Origin of the sequence: Amycolatopsis plumensis, from assembly GCF_042652605.1 — a bacterium.
Taxonomy (GTDB): Bacteria; Actinomycetota; Actinomycetes; order Mycobacteriales; family Pseudonocardiaceae; genus Amycolatopsis; species Amycolatopsis plumensis.
Map to the genome: position 1 here is coordinate 1 of NZ_JBHSJY010000001.1, position 17,120 is coordinate 17,120.

14 protein-coding genes and 2 pseudogenes are annotated in these 17,120 nt (G+C 66.7%); 9 read left to right on the forward strand and 7 right to left on the reverse strand.

Annotation, left to right across the window (positions count from 1 at the left end):
* The coding region (locus tag ACFPLC_RS00005) for a zinc-binding dehydrogenase (protein ID WP_378235616.1) at window positions 1–383 on the forward strand (383 nt) is incomplete at its 5' end.
* Window positions 367–474 (forward strand): zinc-binding dehydrogenase, encoded by a 108-nt coding sequence (locus ACFPLC_RS00010; RefSeq protein WP_378235617.1) that lies wholly within the window; start codon window positions 367–369, stop codon window positions 472–474. The genes ACFPLC_RS00005 and ACFPLC_RS00010, both read left to right, overlap by 17 nt.
* A 2,459-nt stretch (window positions 475–2,933) precedes the next feature.
* Here ACFPLC_RS00010 and ACFPLC_RS00015 read toward each other — a convergent pair.
* The 4 genes and pseudogenes from ACFPLC_RS00015 to ACFPLC_RS00030 form a co-directional block, all read right to left on the reverse strand.
* On the reverse strand, window positions 2,934–3,113 hold the full coding sequence (locus ACFPLC_RS00015; RefSeq protein ID WP_378236303.1) for a hypothetical protein: 180 nt from the start codon (window positions 3,111–3,113) through the stop codon (window positions 2,934–2,936).
* Window positions 3,114–3,178: 65 nt separating this feature from the next.
* Window positions 3,179–3,439, reverse strand: a pseudogene (locus ACFPLC_RS00020) (S8 family serine peptidase); the annotation flags it as partial.
* Window positions 3,440–3,995: 556 nt separating this feature from the next.
* Entirely contained in the window at window positions 3,996–4,808 is an 813-nt protein-coding gene (locus ACFPLC_RS00025; RefSeq protein WP_378235618.1) for an ATP-binding cassette domain-containing protein, read from the reverse strand.
* Entirely contained in the window at window positions 4,762–5,334 is a 573-nt protein-coding gene (locus ACFPLC_RS00030; protein ID WP_378235619.1) for a hypothetical protein, read from the reverse strand. Before ACFPLC_RS00030 ends, ACFPLC_RS00025 begins: the two co-directional genes overlap by 47 nt.
* A 54-nt stretch (window positions 5,335–5,388) precedes the next feature.
* Here ACFPLC_RS00030 and ACFPLC_RS00035 point away from each other — a divergent pair, with 54 nt between their 5' ends.
* The 6 genes and pseudogenes from ACFPLC_RS00035 (at window position 5,389) to ACFPLC_RS00060 (ending at window position 12,365) form a co-directional block, all read left to right on the forward strand.
* Window positions 5,389–5,940 carry a hypothetical protein gene (locus ACFPLC_RS00035; RefSeq protein WP_378235620.1) on the forward strand — a complete coding sequence of 184 codons (552 nt, stop codon included), beginning with the start codon at window positions 5,389–5,391 and terminating at the stop codon, window positions 5,938–5,940.
* 283 nt (window positions 5,941–6,223) lie between these two features.
* Window positions 6,224–8,139, forward strand: a pseudogene (locus tag ACFPLC_RS00040) (lantibiotic dehydratase family protein); the annotation flags it as partial.
* A gap of 168 nt (window positions 8,140–8,307) precedes the next feature.
* Window positions 8,308–9,213 carry a thiopeptide-type bacteriocin biosynthesis protein gene (locus ACFPLC_RS00045; protein WP_378236259.1) on the forward strand — a complete coding sequence of 302 codons (906 nt, stop codon included), beginning with the start codon at window positions 8,308–8,310 and terminating at the stop codon, window positions 9,211–9,213.
* Window positions 9,210–10,535: a lanthionine synthetase C family protein gene (locus ACFPLC_RS00050; protein ID WP_378207390.1), complete on the forward strand. Its 1,326-nt coding sequence runs from the start codon at window positions 9,210–9,212 to the stop codon at window positions 10,533–10,535. Before ACFPLC_RS00045 ends, ACFPLC_RS00050 begins: the two co-directional genes overlap by 4 nt.
* 141 nt (window positions 10,536–10,676) lie before the next feature.
* Complete coding sequence (locus tag ACFPLC_RS00055) at window positions 10,677–10,880, forward strand: hypothetical protein (RefSeq protein WP_378207387.1); 204 nt, start codon at window positions 10,677–10,679, stop codon at window positions 10,878–10,880.
* Between the two features lie 303 nt (window positions 10,881–11,183).
* On the forward strand, window positions 11,184–12,365 hold the full coding sequence (locus tag ACFPLC_RS00060) for a lanthionine synthetase LanC family protein (RefSeq protein WP_378235621.1): 1,182 nt from the start codon (window positions 11,184–11,186) through the stop codon (window positions 12,363–12,365).
* Window positions 12,366–12,808: 443 nt separating this feature from the next.
* On the opposite strand, the gene ACFPLC_RS00065 is transcribed toward ACFPLC_RS00060, so the two are convergent.
* From ACFPLC_RS00065 to ACFPLC_RS00075, 3 genes are all read right to left on the reverse strand, one after another.
* Window positions 12,809–13,798 (reverse strand): GlxA family transcriptional regulator, encoded by a 990-nt coding sequence (locus tag ACFPLC_RS00065; protein ID WP_378207381.1) that lies wholly within the window; start codon window positions 13,796–13,798, stop codon window positions 12,809–12,811.
* Complete coding sequence (locus tag ACFPLC_RS00070) at window positions 13,798–13,929, reverse strand: hypothetical protein (RefSeq protein ID WP_378235622.1); 132 nt, start codon at window positions 13,927–13,929, stop codon at window positions 13,798–13,800. The genes ACFPLC_RS00065 and ACFPLC_RS00070 overlap by 1 nt, the downstream gene beginning before the upstream one ends.
* Window positions 13,930–15,058: 1,129 nt before the next feature.
* Window positions 15,059–15,394 carry an ArsR/SmtB family transcription factor gene (locus ACFPLC_RS00075; RefSeq protein ID WP_378207376.1) on the reverse strand — a complete coding sequence of 112 codons (336 nt, stop codon included), beginning with the start codon at window positions 15,392–15,394 and terminating at the stop codon, window positions 15,059–15,061.
* Window positions 15,395–15,646: 252 nt separating this feature from the next.
* Between ACFPLC_RS00075 and ACFPLC_RS00080 the strand changes: the two genes are divergently transcribed.
* A complete protein-coding gene (locus ACFPLC_RS00080; RefSeq protein ID WP_378235623.1) occupies window positions 15,647–17,023 on the forward strand; it encodes an MFS transporter in 1,377 nt (458 codons plus the stop codon).
* Window positions 17,024–17,120: the final 97 nt, after the last annotated feature.

Below are 17,120 nucleotides of genomic sequence, written 5' to 3' on the forward strand. Positions count from 1 at the left end.
TGGCCGGGGCCCACGTGATCGCGACCACGTCGAGCACAGCCAAGGCTGAACGACTAAAAGCCCTAGGAGTCGACGAGGTAATCAACTACAGGCAAAAACCTGACTGGTGGGAAGACGTCCGGACTCTCACCGACGGCGCCGGGGTCGACCTCGTGGTAGATGCAGCTGGCCCTTTGGAGCAGTCACTGAAGTCCGTCGCCTCAGGCGGCGACGTCGCCTTGGTCGGCTACTGGCTGTCTGGCCTCGATGGGGCCAAGCCAGTCGACCCTGCCCTTATTTTCGCGGCAGGCGCCACACTGCACCGTACCGCGGCAGGCAGTCGACTCTCACTTCGTCGAAGTGAACCGCTCGATCACCATGCACAGGATGCGCCCCGCAATTGATCGGGTGTTTCCGTTCGCGGAGATTCCCGAAGCAATCAGATACTGCGAGTCAGGTCGCAGATTCGGCAAAGTGATCATCAGTCATGATTGATAGCGGATCTTGGCCAACGATCCAGGCAGGGCAGCGCCTAGAACTGCTGAGGACGGACGCCCCCCGTTGAAGACCGAGACCTAGGTTCACAGGATCAACACCCGTGGGAGGTCGTGCTCACCTTCAGCCAACGGCATCCCAGCCCTGAAGGACTTCGCGCGCGACCTGCCGAATCATGCGGTGTCCCAGGTTACGAAGGTCGGAACTTAGGTCGATGATGAAGTCTTAGGACAGGCACGGTCTTGTCGCTGTCTTGGACGGCCGCGGCGCTCGCGGGCAGCTTCGGTTGCTGCGGGCGAGAGGCCCCGCACCACGCGGTGACCTCGGCCTTGGCGTGCGGTCCGTAGTTGCCACAGAACAGGTCGTGCATCCCGGCCAAGAAGCGCCGGCGGAGTGCTTGCAGAAATCGAGAAATTGCGGTCAGCGTTTGCGGTCACGGAACCGGTAGAACATCTGCCCGGTGGCGAGGTCGAGCGCGGCGACATGTGCCGGACCCCGCCAGTGCGCGTGCAAGTCGCGCGCAATTGTACCCGGGCGCCCGACGGGAAACCAGCTCCGGCCGGGGCCGCGGCTGCACGTCAGCGGCCCGAACTTATAGCCGCAGATCCCCCGCTTGTCGACGTTCGGGTGATCGTAGAGGTCGAGGATGCGACCGGCCTGCACCGAGGCCAACACGATCCCAGACCGCCGCAGCCGCACCCGATCGGGCCGATCTCCTGATCTTGACCAGCCACTGGGTCTCCTCCGGTTGGCGAGCCATGGCTCACTTCCACCGGTCAGCCTCGCGATCACCAGCCCGAACGTCCACACGACATGGTCACCACGTCAACGCTACTTGCCGAGGCAGCATAAGGCGGGCGGTGCCGGTGCAGGTCACGCCCTGGGCCCCGGTTGATGGTGGCGGGTAGGCGAGCTTGACGTGCGCTTGGACGTACCCGACCGGTAATGTGATCGCGACCTTGTGCACCGGTGCTGCACGGTCATCTTGCCGCTCGCGCGGATAGCGGTGACGGTCCAGACGTCGCCGTTCTTGACGAAGTCGCGCCGCCGAACAGCGATAGCAATCGATGACTGTGTGCCGGGTGACCACCAGCCCGACCCCGGCAGTCGTGGCATCGTGCAGATCCACCTCGCAGCCACAATCGACCGCACCACGAGCCAGGCGCCGTTTGCGGGCTTCGATGTTCAGCGCGGCGGCGTGCCTCGTTGGTCGGCACGATCAACAACGACTGCACCCCGGCATCGAGATCAGTCCGCCAACGCGAGCGCGCCACGTCGCGCATCGCCGATCCGCCCGAACCGGCACACCGCCAGCGCGATCAACTATGTCAGCACGTCCAGTCTCATCTGCCCCTTGCAGCTCAGCCTCGGAGAAAGACGTGTTGCTAGAGTACGCGGACTTCAATCCTAAGTGAAGTGCCACCATGGTCGCCAGTTTCTGACTTAAGCTGACGGAGACATGCGTAACGCTTCATGATTAAGGAGATAGCCTTGAGGAATATCAAAACTGCGGCGACAGGGGCTGCTGCTGCCGTTTTAGCGGCACTGGGTACCGTAACACTTAATGCGACACCTGCCCGCGCTGACGTGTGGGACTGCGCCGGCTATGTCAATAAATCCGAAAATATCGGCGAGCCGTTCTGTGCGCAGGGGTTCGGGAGTTACTTTGTGCGCGCTACATGCGCCTCGGCACATTGGCCTTATTCGAAGACCATAGATGGCCCGCTGGTTTATAGGTCAAGCAATCAACCGGTCCCTCCCCCGTTTTCAGTAGTTCATGGCGATGCAAATGGTTGTCAAGTCGTGAGCGCCTGGCCTGTAGTCGTCTAGCCTGGCGGGACCGGGGACGGGTCGTGAGAGTTCGAGACGCCGGTTGCCGAGCAGCCGCGATGTGGACGCAGGCTCCCGAGACCTCGACGGGTCCTGGCCGGTATGAGTGGGCTGATTGGTCGCGGTTTTCCAGGGACGGCGCGTCTCGCCCGTGATTTCATAGGTGAGACGCAGCTGGCTTTAGGCGGTCAACAGCAGTCAAGTGCAGCGGTCGGCCGCATCGCGGCGAGCCTCGTTTCGGGTTGGTCCAGCCGAGTGTTTGCTCACTGGCACGAGGATGTCTCGACATCGATCGGCGGCGCACCGCAGTGGGGGTCTCGCCGCCGCGCGATCCTTAATCTTGGAGCTGTCTTTGTGCTGATTGTCGGACACCCCGACTCCCATGCAGCCAACGAGTCGGCGCTCTCAGGCAGCTCGACACAGGGCGGCGCAACGCGCACATAGTCCAGCACCTCGAGCCCGGGCAAACCTGCTGACTCAATCACCGGCGGGGCCGCTTCATTGGAGCGGCCCCGCGCCGACCACAGGAGCAGCAAATGAACCACGACGTGCACCGGCCGATACGACTGGCACGCGCCGTGCTGCAGGCAGCCGACGACGGGACCTGTCGTCGCACATTGCAGCTTAGTTTAGCGCGCGTCCGGCGGCCTTACGCCGGCCGGGTTGGCTTCGATGAAGCACGACAGCGTGCCCCGCAGGCAGACCTGTGCCTCTCCCAGCTCGACGAGCCCGTCGGCGGGCCAAGGCAGATCGTGGTAGCGGAGCTCGTATGGTTTCGGCGGCGAAGAGGTGGATGGTGTCCTGCGCAATGAGGGTCAACGCGTGGGTGGCGCTGCGGGTAGCCCGCGCGAAATCTGGGACGCCCCATGCCGCAACGGCGGCGCAGGCGCGACGCGGGCGTGCCTTCTTCGTTCCAGCCTGGAATCGGGCCTTCACCGCGCGTGTCCCACTCGGCGGAGTGCACGATCAGCGCGCGTACTGCCTCCGGCCACAACGCCGGGTACTCCGCCATCACCGACACCGACAACGCCGCAGCCTGCGCGGTGGCGGCGTGGTTCCCAGGGCGCGTTTGGTGGTCAGCAGTTGCAGTTACGTCGGGGGCGAACAATTCGCCGCCACGGGGACACGTACCCATTGCTCCCGACGCGCTGAGCCACACACTTCAACACCGCCCACTAACACCGCACGGCCGAGTTGGCGAATCAGGACGGCTTCGACATGATCATAGGCGCGCGATAGTTTCACTGGCACATAATCGTCATTATGCATGAAACCGCGTCTAACGCCCTTGATTGTTGCACGCCGCTCTGAATCCGCCGAGATCGCGTGACGCAACGCTGGACGCAGTTCCTCGTCTTCTTAAAACAAATCCCTGCCCACCGGTTGCGAAGAGGTCCTGCGCTATCGGCAGCAACTGGCTCGCCGAATGCCTGCATCTGCTCAACCACGGCAACAATTTGCTGCGCCTGTTCAAAGCCCTAGTCGCCTAAGGCGCCAAACAGGACATTTGGGTGTGGGTGGACGAGCACCGGGCTACCGGCGCCGACCAGCTGACAGTCCAGATTCTCACCGGCGACAACAGGACACGGTCCCGCGAAGAGCGGCGCCGCCACCACCTGGCATGGCCGACCCGCCTGCCCGCCCCAATACGGCGGGCAGGCGGGAGCGCCGCTCGCTCAAGGAGCCGCTGATCAGCTGGCCCCGCGGACCACCGGCTCGACGTGGTGCTCGGCGTACGGCGCGGACTGCAGGTCGTACAGGTCGTGGTACCGGCCGCGAAGGCTCATGAGCTCCTCATGGGTGCCCCGCTCGACGATCTTCCCCTGATGCAGCACGATGATTTGGTCCGCTTGCCGCACGTTCGCCAGCCGATGGGTGATGAGCAGGCATGTCCGCCCATCGCGTAAGGCGCGGAACGCCTCATAGACACCGGCCTCGGCGCGGGCGTCCAGGGCGGCGCTCGGCTCGTCGGCGACCAGGATGGGGGAGTCACGGAAAAGCGCCCGGGCGATGCCGAAACGCTGCCACTCGCCGCCTGACAGGTCTCTGCCGTGTTCGAACTCCCGGGAAAGGACGGTGTCCCAACCGGCGGGCAGGCGCTCAATGACAGGACGCACACCGGCGATCTCGACAGCGCTGGTGAACACGGCCTCGCCGCCGCCGGCCAGGTGACCGGCGCGGCCGAGCCGGACCGCCGCGGCAGCCTTCACCGGCCAGCGCGCCAGCTGCTGGGCCACCACGGCAACAGCGGCCGCGACAGACTCCTCGCTGCACTCGGAGAGGTCGGCGCCGTCCCAATGGATCGTCCCCGAATCAGGCGCGTAGAGACCCGTGACGAGCTTGGCGAGAGTCGTCTTGCCCGAGCCGTTCTCCCCACCAGGGCGACGACCTGTCCCCGGCGGATCTCGAGGTCGATGTCGTGCAGGGCCGGCCGTACCTGGCCGGGATAGGTGAACGTTACCTTGGCCAGCCGAATCCGCTCCGGGTTCGCAGGGGCGCGGCACGGTCTTGTGGCCGGGTGCGGGTACGGCATTCGAGCCGCAGCTTCTCGTAGAGGGCCACGTAGAAGCTGCTCTCGTAGAACTGGTTGACCGTATGAACACCGGCCGACAACGCCGCCGACGAGGTGCGCATGGCCAGGACTGCAGCGCCTGCCAGGGCCAGAGGCATCTGCCCCGTGTAGAGCAGGAGGCCCAGCGCGGCGTAGGCCGCGCCGGTGCCGATGCCCGTCAGAGCGCGTCCCATGAGGTGGACGGCAGTGGTGCGGAGCTCCGTCGTGGTGGACTCGGCGGCGAGCGCGGCACTTGCGGTCCGGTAGTCGGCGAGCACGGTCTCCGCCAGTGTGAAGGCCCTTAGCTCCGCGGCGGTATCGCGGCCGGTCAGCAGCCGGCCGGCGATCGCCTGCCGCCGCTGGGTGGCCACCATGCGGAGGAAACTCGCGTAGCCGAGCCGGGCGGCCTTCGCTGCTGCCCAGGCCGCCGGAAGCATGGCAAGGAGCGTCACCGGAACGAGCCATGGGTTCAGTGACATGACTGCTACTAGGGCCGCCAGCACTTGCACGCTGGCGGACAGCAGCGCTCCGGCATGCCTGAGGCTCGCCTCAATCGCTCTGATGCCTGCCCCGGAACCCTGCTCCACCAGTTCGCCGAAGCCCGCGTCTTCAAAGGCGATGAGCCGGACCTGGGAGACCAGTTCGTGGAGTTCGACCTGGGCCGCCTCGCGTACGCGGGGGATCGTGGCGCCGAGCGCGGCGGCGGCTGCCGCGTCGAGCAGGGCGCGGAGCGAGTACGAGACTGCGACCAGCGCGATCGCGGACAAAGCGGCGACGACCCTGTCGGCCGTCGGCCCGCCGGTGATCAGCTCGTCGATGACGCGGGCGCCTGCGACGATTCCAGAGACCGTCGCCAGGCCGCCGACCAGGTTCAGGAGGACGGCGAGGATCATGGTGCGCGGGGCCACGCGCCAGACGATCGCGAGAATGACCCGTGCCGCCGCGGGTATCGCGGCCAGACCGGCCCACAGGCTGGAGCCCGCGACCTCGCGGTCGATCCGGGTCCAGGGCGGCATGACGGGCTCGTCTCCACCGATGAGAGTCGTGACCGGTTCACGTGCAGGTTTCACACGTACAGCCTGTGAATTCGCGGGGAGGACGACAAGCCTGGGCGGCGCACATTGGCAGGAACGACGCTAAGTTTGGCAGGCACTCGCGTTGCTCGCCCACGGCGTCGCCAACAAAGATGATCGGCATGCGTCTGCATCTTGAAGGCGGGGAAGGCCATTGAAGAAATCAATACATGCCCGTGAACCGGTCTTCGACCCGGCATCCTTCGGGCTTCTGCGACTGCCTGTCTTTCGCGTCGAAACGGCTGCCTCCACACTGACCGATCTCGATCCCGAGGACCGCGAACAGGCCGGCCGGATGGCCACCTACCTGCGATCCGCCATCAAAGACGACGCCGTGCTCGAGGCACTCACGGTCTCGAATCCCGCCTTCGTTCGCGAGCTGAGAAAGCTCGGGGATAGCGACAACAATGACGGAGGGCGGCCGATCCCTTTCACGCGTCTGCGTCGCATGGTGTACACTCTCACGAAATACCTGATCCGGATGTCGCATCGGCCGACCCCTTTCGGGCTGCTGGCCGGAGTGGCTCTCATGACCGTAGGCGACGATCCCTGTTTCGAGTACCGTGGCCTGGGCGAGAAACTCGTCCAGGCCGATACTGAATGGCTACTCGGCGCCGTGTCGCGGTGGGAGAGCCAGCCTGCGGTACTAGCCCATCTGCGCCTGGTCAGGAACGATCTTGCTGTCCTGCGGGGAGAGCGCCTCGTGTTGCCTTACGTGCGGGATGTCGACAGTAAGGACATCATTTCCCGCACGCAGGAGGTGTCTGTCCGCTACACCGCCGCCCTGAGGCGCGTCTGGGAGCTCACCGAGCGCCCGATGGCGTTCGCCACGCTGGCGGATACACTGGCCGAGTCCTTCGGGGCGCCCGCGGAAGCGGTTGGCGGCATGCTTGTGCAGCTCGTCGAGCAGGAGTTCCTGCTGACCGACCTGCGACCGCCCGCTGACGCGCCGGACGCCCTCGGCCACGTGGCGAGCAAGCTGACCCCGGTCGCCGGACTGCGGGACCTCGGTGACCTATCCGCTGCATTCAGCACCTACGCCCGCCTTCCGATCGGCGCCGGGACGGTCCGGCTGAACGAGCTGACGACATCGATGAGCCGAATCCAAGTCAGCGAGCACCCGCTGCAGATCGACCTCGCCGTCGACGTGGACGCCCGCCTGCCGCCGATCGTGACGCAGCAGATGAGCGAGGCCGCCACGGTGCTGTGGCGCATGTCTCCCGACCCAATGCCCGAACACCTGCGCGGCTACCACAACGAGTTCGTGGAGCGGTATGGATATGGGCGTGCGGTGCCACTGAAAGAGATGCTCGATCCGGAACGCGGGCTCGGCGCTCCGGCGACGTATCTGCGCCCGCCGAGCACACGCCCGTTCGACAACCGGCAACGGCCCCGGCAGGAGCGCCAGGAACTGCTGACCGAGCTGCTTCAGGACGCGCAGCGCGCGCGGACCGCCGAGGTGGTCCTGACCGACGCGCTCGTAACCGAGCTTGCCGAGGAAGGCCTGGCGGCCAGGCCCCCGGCTGCCTTCGACATGGCCGTGACGCTGCTCGCGTCCTCACTGGAGGCGGTCGCGGTGGGCGACTTCCGACTGGTGGTCGCCAACGGGCTGGGCGGACCCGCGCCGGGCTCCTACTTCGGCCGCTTCCTGCCCCTCCTGAACGACACGACGGACCGCATCAAGGAACTGTACGGCCGGCCCGAGATGACTCCGCCGGACGCGCTCCTCGCGCAAGTCCGCTTTCAGCCCAACAGCTCGCGATCGGGGAACGTCAGCCGCGTCCCAGCGATGACCCCGCACCAGGTGGTCATGGGGGCTTTCGCGGAACGGGGCGACGAGCGGGTGCACGGCATCGACGACGTCGCGGTGGTGGCGGACCGCGACCGTTTTCATATCGTCATGGCCGCTTCGGGACGGGAGCTGGTCCCGATGGTGGCGCACATGTTGAACCCGTATATCGCGCAGCCGAACGCAGTCCGCTTCCTCAGCGAGGCGACGCAGGTGCGCCGGTGGAGCATCCGCCCATGGGAGTGGACGGGACTGGACCGCTTCCCCATCAGCCGCGCGTCCGGTACAACCGCACGATCCTCGCTTCGGCACGCTGGCGGCTCAACCGGACCCTGCGTGACCCGTCGCTGCCGTGGCCGCACTGGCGTGCCGAACTCGGCCGGTGGCGCGAGCGGTGGTCGGTGCCCGAGCAGATCGAGATGACGAGCGACGACCAGCGCGTCGCCCTCGACCTCACCGTGCCGCTGCATCTGCGGCTGCTGTGGCGGGAGGCGCGCCGGGAGGTCCCGCCGATCATCACTGAGCGTCCCGCGGGCGGCGAGTATGGCACGCAGTGGTCTGGCGGCGTCGCCAACGAGATCGTAGTGCCGATGGTGCCACGGGCCGGCAGCCCCGCACCGACCCGTCCGCCGTCGATCGTCACCGTGTCCGAGCAGCAACGGCACGTCCCGGGTGGTGACTGGGTCTTCGCCAAGCTCTACGTCGCGGAAGACCGCCAAGACGAGTTGCTGACCGAACAGTTGCCGAACCTGCTGGAGTCCGTCGGCGCGGACGCCGAACTCATGTTCTTCATCCGTTACCGCGATCCTGACGCGCACCTACGCGTGCGTTTCCATGGCAAGCGATCCGTGCTCAACGCAAAGCTGCTTTCTCGGCTCCACGACTGGGCCGCGCGATGCTGCGCAACGGGGGTGATCCGGCGGCTGGCGCTCGACACCTACGAGCCGGAGGTCGCCCGTTACGGCGGGGAGAAGGTGCTGGAGCAGGCCGAGCGGGCCTTCGGAGCCGACAGCGGAGCAGTGCTACGGCAGCTCAAAGCCATCGGTTGCGGGACGGTGGAACTCGATCCGGTACTGCTGGCCGCAGCCAACTGCATCGACATCTGCCGCGGCTTCGCTGCGGAGCCGGGCTGGATGGGCCGGTTCCTCGAGGCCTACCCCAAAGGCGGCCATCATCCGGCCTTCCAGGCTCGCCGGGACGTGGCGCGACGTCTGCTCGACGTGCACGGGGAGTGGAACGCACTGGCGGCGGAACCGGGCGGGCCGGAGATCCTGGCCGCCTGGCAGGAACGAGCGCCGGCTCTGAACGAGTACGGCCGCGCCCTGCGCGCGCAGATCGGGGACGACGGTCCCCGCGAGACCCAGGTCGTCACAAGTCTGCTGCACATGCACTGTAACCGCCTGTTAGGCATCGATTCAGAGGCGGAGCAGTCCGCCTACGCCGTCGCCCGCGGTGCCGTCGCGGCGCACCTTGACCGAACGAGGTTCGTACGATGACCGACCTTCGAGACAGGGCCGGTGAGATCGCCGGATTCGTCGCAGGGCGTCTTCGCGATCTTGACCGGCTGCGGCGTTCGATCGACGACAGCGCGGCGCTCGCCCCCGGAAAGCCCGAGGAGCGCGCTTACCAGGAGCTGTCGCTGGCCATGGGATACCCCGGCGTTGTGCTGCTGTTCGCCGAGCTCGGGCGGACCGATAAGGCGCACCGTGAGACTGCGCACCGGCTGCTCGCCGAGGCCGCCACCAAGCCGCACCCTGCGACCGGCGGCTCACTGTATATCGGGCTTCCGGCACTGGCCTTCGCTGCCAGGACAGCCGTGATGCGGCCTGGCGAGTACCGGTCACTGCTAGAACCGCTGGACCGTTACATCATGGACCTCGCCGAGCAGCGCACCCGCGTCTGGCGCGAACGTCTGGACGACCCGGCGCATGTCGCGGGTTCAATGGGCCTGTACGACGTGATCAGCGGTATGAGCGGGCTCGGCCGCTATCTGCTCTTGAAGGCAAACGAGGATGACCGGGTGCTGCGGGACGTGCTCGGCTACCTAGTCGCCATGACTGGAAACGGCGAGGTTGCCGGGCATAGCGTGCCGCGCTGGTGGGCCGCCGGTGGGCCGCGCCTGGACATCCCGCCCGGCCCCGAGTACCGCCACGGCCACGCCAACGTCGGTGTTGCGCACGGCATAGCGGGACCGCTAGCGCTGCTGGCCCTGGCGTGGCGGTCGGGAGTGCGAGTGCCCGGCCAGCGGGAGGCGATGGAGCGCGCCGTCGCGTGGTTGCTGCACTGGCGCTGCCCGGACGGCGCCGGCGTGTGCTGGCCCGACACGATCACGCTTGAACAGCATCTCGGGGGTGAGCGGCCGACACCGGCGTGCGTGCCCACCTGGTGTTACGGGATTCCCGGCATCGCCCGCGCGATCCAGCTCGCCGGCCTGGCCCTGCAACGGCGCGACTGGCGGGCCGCCGCACTCGGCGCGATGCACTCGCTGCTCGACCGGCCGGCCGCTGAGTGGGAACCGGCCTCGCCCTCGTTGTGCCACGGTTCGGCAGGGGTGCTGCAGATCGCGTTGCGTATGTCCGCCGACAGCGACGGAGACTCGACCGCGGCCGACATCGCGGAGCTGGCCGCCGGGCGCACCGTCGAGCTATTCGACCCAGACCTCAATCTGGGATTTCGCTACCGGATACCGCCGCCGAGGCGATATCTAGAGGGCCCGGGGATGCTCGACGGGGCGGCGGGCACCGCGCTCGCGCTGCACGGCTACGCCACTGGACGGGTGGCAGACAGCGACTGGGACGCGGCGCTGCTCATTCACTAGAGCGCTGCTGTGAACGTACGGCGCCGCCGGGAGGCGCGCTGCGGGCGCGCACGGACGATGATCCGGCCATGCGTGCCACGAAGACCGGCAGAACCGGACCTCTGCGGAGATCGCGGAGTGCGTTACGGAAGGAAATAGTATATGGAACGACCCGACAATGTTCTCGGCGCATTCGACTTGCAGATGCGCAGCATTCCCGCGCGTGTTCAGGACGAGGCCGTGACGCGGATGACCATCTGCTCGGCCAATACTCAGTACCAATGCACGCTGAGCCCCATCCAGTCCACCTGCACACAGCCGACGTGCACCGACACCTGCTGTTACCAGCACTCGCGCGTCTGCTGACCTCGAGGGACGGCCGCCGTGGGCGGCCGTGTCCCCACATCCGCCACCACCTTGATGAGAGGCGCCATGCTGACCAATATCTCACACGATCTCGACGGACTGTTCGACCTGGAGATGCGGAGCGTCCCCGTCCGCGCGCAGATCGCGCAGTCGCTGCCGTTCCAGCCGGCGTCGCAGACGACGCCTTACATTTGCACGTATAGCCCTCACATGTCGAGCTGTACCCTCCCGACGTGCACGGACACGTGCTGTGAATTGGGATCCCGGGTCTGCTGACTCTCGACCAACACAACGGACGACACCATGTCGGCTTCCACGGCGCGTGAAGTCGCGCGACGCGTGCTGGATCCGGCGATCCGGTCGCAGGCGCTGAGGCGGCTGGCTCGCGCCACGCTCAAGCCGCAGGTGAACATCTGGTCGCCAGCCGGCGTCTCCCTCGGAGGCGCCGGCCTGGCGATCCTGTGCGCGGAGCTCGACGGCCGGTTCAGCGATGAGGGCTGGGACGTCGCCGCGCACGCGCTCCTCGCGTCGGGGCTCGCCGAGGCGAGCGACCCGGCCCGTCCCCTGGCACTGTTCTCCGGCGCGGCCGGATACGCCGCGGCGGTCTGGCTGGCCAGCCGTGACGGGACTCGCTACACGGGGCTGCTGGCTCAGCTCGACGCCGTCTTGCTGCCGCGGATGCGCGACTTCGCGTCCGCGCCGCCGTCCGGCCCGGCCGCCTACGACACGGTCAACGGTATGGCGGGCTGGGTGGGGTACCTGCTCATGCGGCTGCGTTCGCCAGAGATCGAGCAGGTCGTCGCGCTTCTGGCCGAGGCGCTCGCGAATGTGCTGCTCTTCCCCGGCCGCATGGCCTATCGCCAGGACGGCGCTTTGCGGCTCGACTACGGGTTGGCGCACGGCGTCGCAGGCCCGCTAGCGGCTCTCGCGCTGATCGAAATCCACGGCGGGACGGTGCATCCAGCGACGTCGCGAGCTCTCCGTGAGGCCGGTCTGTGGCTGGCCCGTCAGGCGACATGGCGCTCGGGATGTCTGCTGTGGCCGGCGGGCGCGGAGCCGGACGTCCGCGGCGCTCCGCTCGCCCATGTGCCGGTGAAGAATGCCGGCTCCTGGTGTCACGGCAGCGCGGGCATTGCGCGAGCCGTGTATCTCGCCGGCGTCGCGACCGGCACGCCGGAGCTGACCGACGTGGGGCTGACCGCGATAAGGACGCTCTGTGTCCAGCCGCCGCTCCTGCACTCGCCCAACCTCTGTCACGGTCTGGCCGGACAGGCGGCGTTGCTGCAGTGCTTCGCCCGGGACACCGGCGACCCCGTGGTCGAGACAGCGGCGGCACGTGCGGCAGCCAAGCTTGCGCAGGACTTCGCACCGGGTCTCTGCTCGGCTATCTCGACACGGAGCAGCCGGGAGTGCGAGCGGAAAATCCGGGATTGTTGCGCGGAGCCGCGGGCGTGGCGGCCGTCCTGCTGGCCGCCGAGCACGTGACGGCTCCCGAGCCGGGCTGGTCCCGGCTGCTTCTCCTGGCTTGAGGACACGATGTGGCAGAACACGCCGCTCGAGGCGGCGCCGACGCCTGTGTGGCCGGGGGAACCGCGGTGGCACACCAGCATCATCACGAGCTACTAAATACGTACGCTCCGTGTGAGACTGGTGCGGGCTGGGAATGGCAGAGAGCGACGAACATCGGCGGTTACGTCCCGTCGGAAAACCGGTTCTTCTGGCAGTTTTGGCGAACCACCGGCGACCGGCCGCCGCGACCACCTCCATCCCGTGCCCGGCAAGCAGTGTGCAGTTGAGCGTCAATGTGTCAGCCCGCATCGGTTCGCGCCTGCGCCAACGGCTGAACAGCGTGCCCGCAGACAAAGCATCCACACGACCAGACCAAGAGGTCCGTCAGCTAGCTGATGAACTCTTACGAAATAACGAGGTCAGTATTGTGTTCCCACGTTGTCTTCATTTGCGGACGGGCCGCCGAAGACCTGGCGATACGCGCGCGGTGAAACGCCGCGTCGTTTGAGGAACCTTTCACGCAGCACGGTGGCGCTGGCGTATCCGACCCGTTGGGCTACTTCCTCAATGGACAGCGTGGTGCGCTCGAGTAGCTCTTCGGCGCGCGTCAGGCGCCGGTGCAGCAGCCAGGCGTGCGGCGTCGCTCCGGTCGCCGCTTTGAACCGCCGGGCGAAGGTGCGGGGGCTCATCAGAGCCCGCGCGGCGAGCTCGTCGACCGGGATGGGGCGGTGCAGGTTGCTCGCGGCCCAGTCAAGGACAGCGGTCAATCGCTTGTCGTCGTTGTCGGCCAGCACGGGTGTCTCAATGTATTGGGCTTGCCCGCCATCGCGGTGCGGCGGAACGACCATGTCGCGGGCGATGGTGTTGGCGACGAACACGCCGTGTTCGCGCCGTAGTAGGTGTAGGTAGAGGTCGATGCTGGCGGCCGCGCCTGCCCCGGTGATCACCTGCCCCTCGTCGATGTACAACGCTTCCGGTCGCAGGGTGACAGCTGGGAAGCGGGCCGCGAAGTCGGCCGCGAACCGCCAGTGTGTGGTGGCTTGGGCGCCGTCGAGGAGGCCGGTGGCTGCGAGATGGTACGAACCGACACAGTGGGTAGCGATGATGGCCCCACTCTCGTGGGCGGCGCGGACTGCGTCCACAGCCGCGGCGGACGGCGGGGATCGGAACGTGTTTCCGGGTAGTAGCAGGACAAGGTCGCCCTTGTCGAGCTCCTCCAAGCCGTGGTCGACGGTGAAGCTGAGACCGATGTCGGTCGTCACCGGTCCGGGCCGGTCCGTGCAGAGCACGACGTCGAAACGGGGTACGCCCAGGTGCACACGGTTATTGAACATCTCTGCAACCAGACCGAGGGACAGCATGGTGGCCTGCTTCGGCACGTACGCCGTGATCGTCGCGAAGCCCGCCATCAGAGCTCCGCGGGCGGCGTCAACGGCTGAGCAGACGCGTCTAGTACGGCGGTGTAGTAGCTGTCGATGCACGACACGGTCGCCTCGCACGGGCGAAGTAGCCACGCGTAGCTGCTGTAGAACGCGGCCAACTGCGCCTCACGCTGAGCGCACGGCTTGAAGCCGCGGATCGGATGTGCATCTCCGCCGACCAGCGATGGTTCGCCGTCGACGACTTGGATGCCGTGCTCGGTTACCACTGCCTCCCCTAACGCGACGCCGGCAGGGCGGCCGGCAGCGGTTGCATGATGGTGGCTGGCGCCGCCGACCGTTCGGTCAATCGCAGGACGCCTTCGGGTGACGACACCGGCCGCGCAAGGCGCTCGACCTGGCGTCGACGTCCTGGTCGATAACCCCGCGCCCGTCCCGGCTGGCCGGAACGTCGCCTCTTCCCGTGGCATGACCCCTCAAACGACCGAACCACCCGTCGTCCGACCCACTTTCCAGCGCGCTCACGATATTGCCCCGCAGTCGCGACCGAAAGGGAATTGTAATCGCGGGGCCGTCGGGGCACCGGAGCATGAAGGCCACCTTCGACCAGAAGACTCTCGAATCCACCTGCCTCGATGGGGAATCGGAGACGTTCCGCCGGCCACGTTGTTACTGCGGACACCAACGGTCACACCGTGTACCACAGTTCCCACGGGGTGTAGATGCCGCGACTCTGATTATACTTGCATTCGAAGCTACGCCAGTGACCGCTAAGCACACCACCCCAGCCATCGTCTGTACAGTCCGCGTAGCTCCCGTAGTCGGCATACTTGATAGGCAACGCGACGCCCGCGTCTGCCGTTTCCGTCAATGTAAACGTCGCCACAAGGATCCCAACTGCAGCGATACCAGCGCGAAGCGTTTTACTCATCACGGGGCCTCACTTCTATCAGCAACTTGATCGATACTGGTGACATGTATATTCGAATAGTGACAACCCTGACGGACGGTGAGCGCCCACGACGCCGCTCTGCCCCCAGGAGCGGCGACGTTCCCGGAGGAGCCACTGCCCGCAGCGCTGACGTCGCTCTTCATGTGGTGGAAGCTAGCGCGCGGACAGGCCTTGCGATCCCCGTTTTCACTATTGCCGAAACCGGATGGCCTTCATCCAGAACAGCTGCGGTAATCGGCGGACAACACGAGAGAGCGGGCATCGCGGTGGCCGGGGAAGGTGGCGTCTGCTCGCCACCTACTGTCTCCCCGTAAGACGGAGCACTCGGTCACACATGGTCACCGAAGAGCGGGAGATGAATCCTCCTGCGCACCCACCAGGATGGCGTCAAGCAAACCGGGATAGCGCGCGTCCAGATCGTCGCGCCGCAATGACAGAAGGTTCTCCCGACCCGCCGGACGCTGCCAGATGACGCCGCTGTCGCGCAGAACGCGCCAGTGATGCGTGAGCGTCGACTTCGAGATCGACGTTCCGAGCTGGAGCCCGACTGTCCCGCAGGCGTGCTCGCCACCCTCGGCGAGGATTCGGGTGATCGCCATCCGAATCGGATTTCCCAACGCCGAGAGCACGTTTTCCATCCGGATCTGCCCAGTGGGCGGGTGCTGGCCGATCATCCGGTCAGTATAGGTGACAGTTCGACTCAACGCACACAGTCGTACCTTCCACGAGCCACCCCCCTTTCCCATTGATCGATTGTACGTTAACTTACGTACAGTCGTACTGACTGTCCGCTCGTCCGATCCGAAGGGTGTTCCTCCCCCATGTCCATTCCGCCCACCACGCCTGCTGGACCACGCCGAAGGTTGGGCCTGAGCCTCGGCTTGCTCGCCTTCGCGCAGCTAATCTTTTCCCTCGACTTGAACATCGTGTTCGTCGCCCTTCCCGACATCGGGTCGGACCTGGGCTTCTCCGGGCAGACCCAGCAGTGGGTCGTCAGCGCCTACGTAGTGTTCGCCGGTGGTTTCCTGCTCCTCGGCGGACGCGCAGCCGACTTGCTCGGGCGTCGCCGGATGTTCGCCCTCGCCTTGACGCTCTACGCCTCGTCATCCCTGGCCGGTGGCCTCGCGTGGAGCCCGCTGGTCATCGTGATCGCCCGAGCGATCCAGGGCATCGGCGGGGCGTTGCTGTTGCCCTCGACGTTGTCGCTGATCAACACACTGTTCGAGGAGGGCCCTCGCCGCAACCGCGCTCTGGCCGTGTGGGGTGGCGCGGGTGCCAGCGGCCTCACCGTCGGCGCGCTGCTCGGTGGCGTGCTGACCCAGACGTTCGGCTGGCAGGCGGTGTTCTTCGTCAACGTACCTCTCGCCGGCATCGCTGCCCTGGCCGCCCTCTTCGTGATTCCGGCCGACGTCCGGGAACGCACCCGTCGCCCGTTTGATCTGCCCGGCGCGCTGACCGTCACCGGCGGCGCAACCCTCGCCGTGTTCGTCTTGGTCCAGGGCCCGGAGTCCGGCTGGACCGCACCCGGCGTGCTGATGGCGGCGGTGCTCGCGATCGTGTTGCTGATCGCGTTCGTGATCATCGAGTCCCGCAGCGCTGACCCGCTCATGCCGTTGCGGCTGCTGGGCAACCGCAACCTGACCACAGGGGTGCTGGTCACTTTCGTCTACATGGCCACCTTTGGCACGCTGCCCTACTTCCTCACTGTCCTGTTGCAGAGCGTCCACAGCCTGACGGCCCTGCAGACCGGGCTCGCGTTCCTCGTCCCGTCGGTGGCCATCGCCTCCGGCACTCAGCTCGGGGAGCGGCTTACCACCCGCCTCGGGACCCGGTTCACGCTGATCACCGGGTTCGGCATCGCCATTGTCGGAACCGCCGCGCTGGCGTACGGGTTCAGCGCCGATCGCGGCTACCTCGCGCTGATACCGGGGCTGGTAATCTCCGGAGTCGGGCAGGGCATCGTGTGGACGGCGATGTGGATCGCCGCAGGCACCGGCGTCGAGGTCGCCGAACAGGGCGTAGCAAACGGAATGGCGTCGACCACCCTGAACCTCGGCAACGCCATCGGACTGGCTGTGTTGATTGCCGTCTCCAACTCTGATATCGCGGGCCACAGCGGTCCAGCACTTCAAGCCGCGCTCGCCCAAGGCGGCTCCATCGCGGTCCTCATCGCCAGCGCCGGGATGGTGGTCGGCCTGCTCCTCGCCCTCACTCTTCCGCGCACCGCGTCGACCGGTGAGACAGCTTCGGTCCAGCGCAGAAGCGAGTCCGCACCCAAGACCGGTAGGTGGCGGCGCGAGTGATGCCCGACCGCCACCCGCCCCGACGTGCTTCACCTGGTCACTCGTCGAAATCCTAACCCCGTCGACGCGCACCAGGGCATCGTTAGCCGCGGGGTAG

Bases quoted from the DNA above. Each gene is read 5' to 3' on its own strand.
- ACFPLC_RS00010 (WP_378235617.1), top strand. From the start codon at position 367: ATGCGCCCCGCAATTGATCGGGTGTTTCCGTTCGCGGAGATTCCCGAA.
- ACFPLC_RS00030 (WP_378235619.1), bottom strand. From the start codon at position 5,334: ATGTCACTGAACCCATGGCTCGTTCCGGTGACGCTCCTTGCCATGCTT.
- ACFPLC_RS00035 (WP_378235620.1), top strand. From the start codon at position 5,389: ATGCCTGAGGCTCGCCTCAATCGCTCTGATGCCTGCCCCGGAACCCTG.
- ACFPLC_RS00045 (WP_378236259.1), top strand. From the start codon at position 8,308: ATGGTGCCACGGGCCGGCAGCCCCGCACCGACCCGTCCGCCGTCGATC.
- ACFPLC_RS00050 (WP_378207390.1), top strand. From the start codon at position 9,210: ATGACCGACCTTCGAGACAGGGCCGGTGAGATCGCCGGATTCGTCGCA.
- ACFPLC_RS00055 (WP_378207387.1), top strand. From the start codon at position 10,677: ATGGAACGACCCGACAATGTTCTCGGCGCATTCGACTTGCAGATGCGC.
- ACFPLC_RS00060 (WP_378235621.1), top strand. From the start codon at position 11,184: ATGTCGGCTTCCACGGCGCGTGAAGTCGCGCGACGCGTGCTGGATCCG.
- ACFPLC_RS00065 (WP_378207381.1), bottom strand. From the start codon at position 13,798: ATGGCGGGCTTCGCGACGATCACGGCGTACGTGCCGAAGCAGGCCACC.
- ACFPLC_RS00075 (WP_378207376.1), bottom strand. From the start codon at position 15,394: ATGATCGGCCAGCACCCGCCCACTGGGCAGATCCGGATGGAAAACGTG.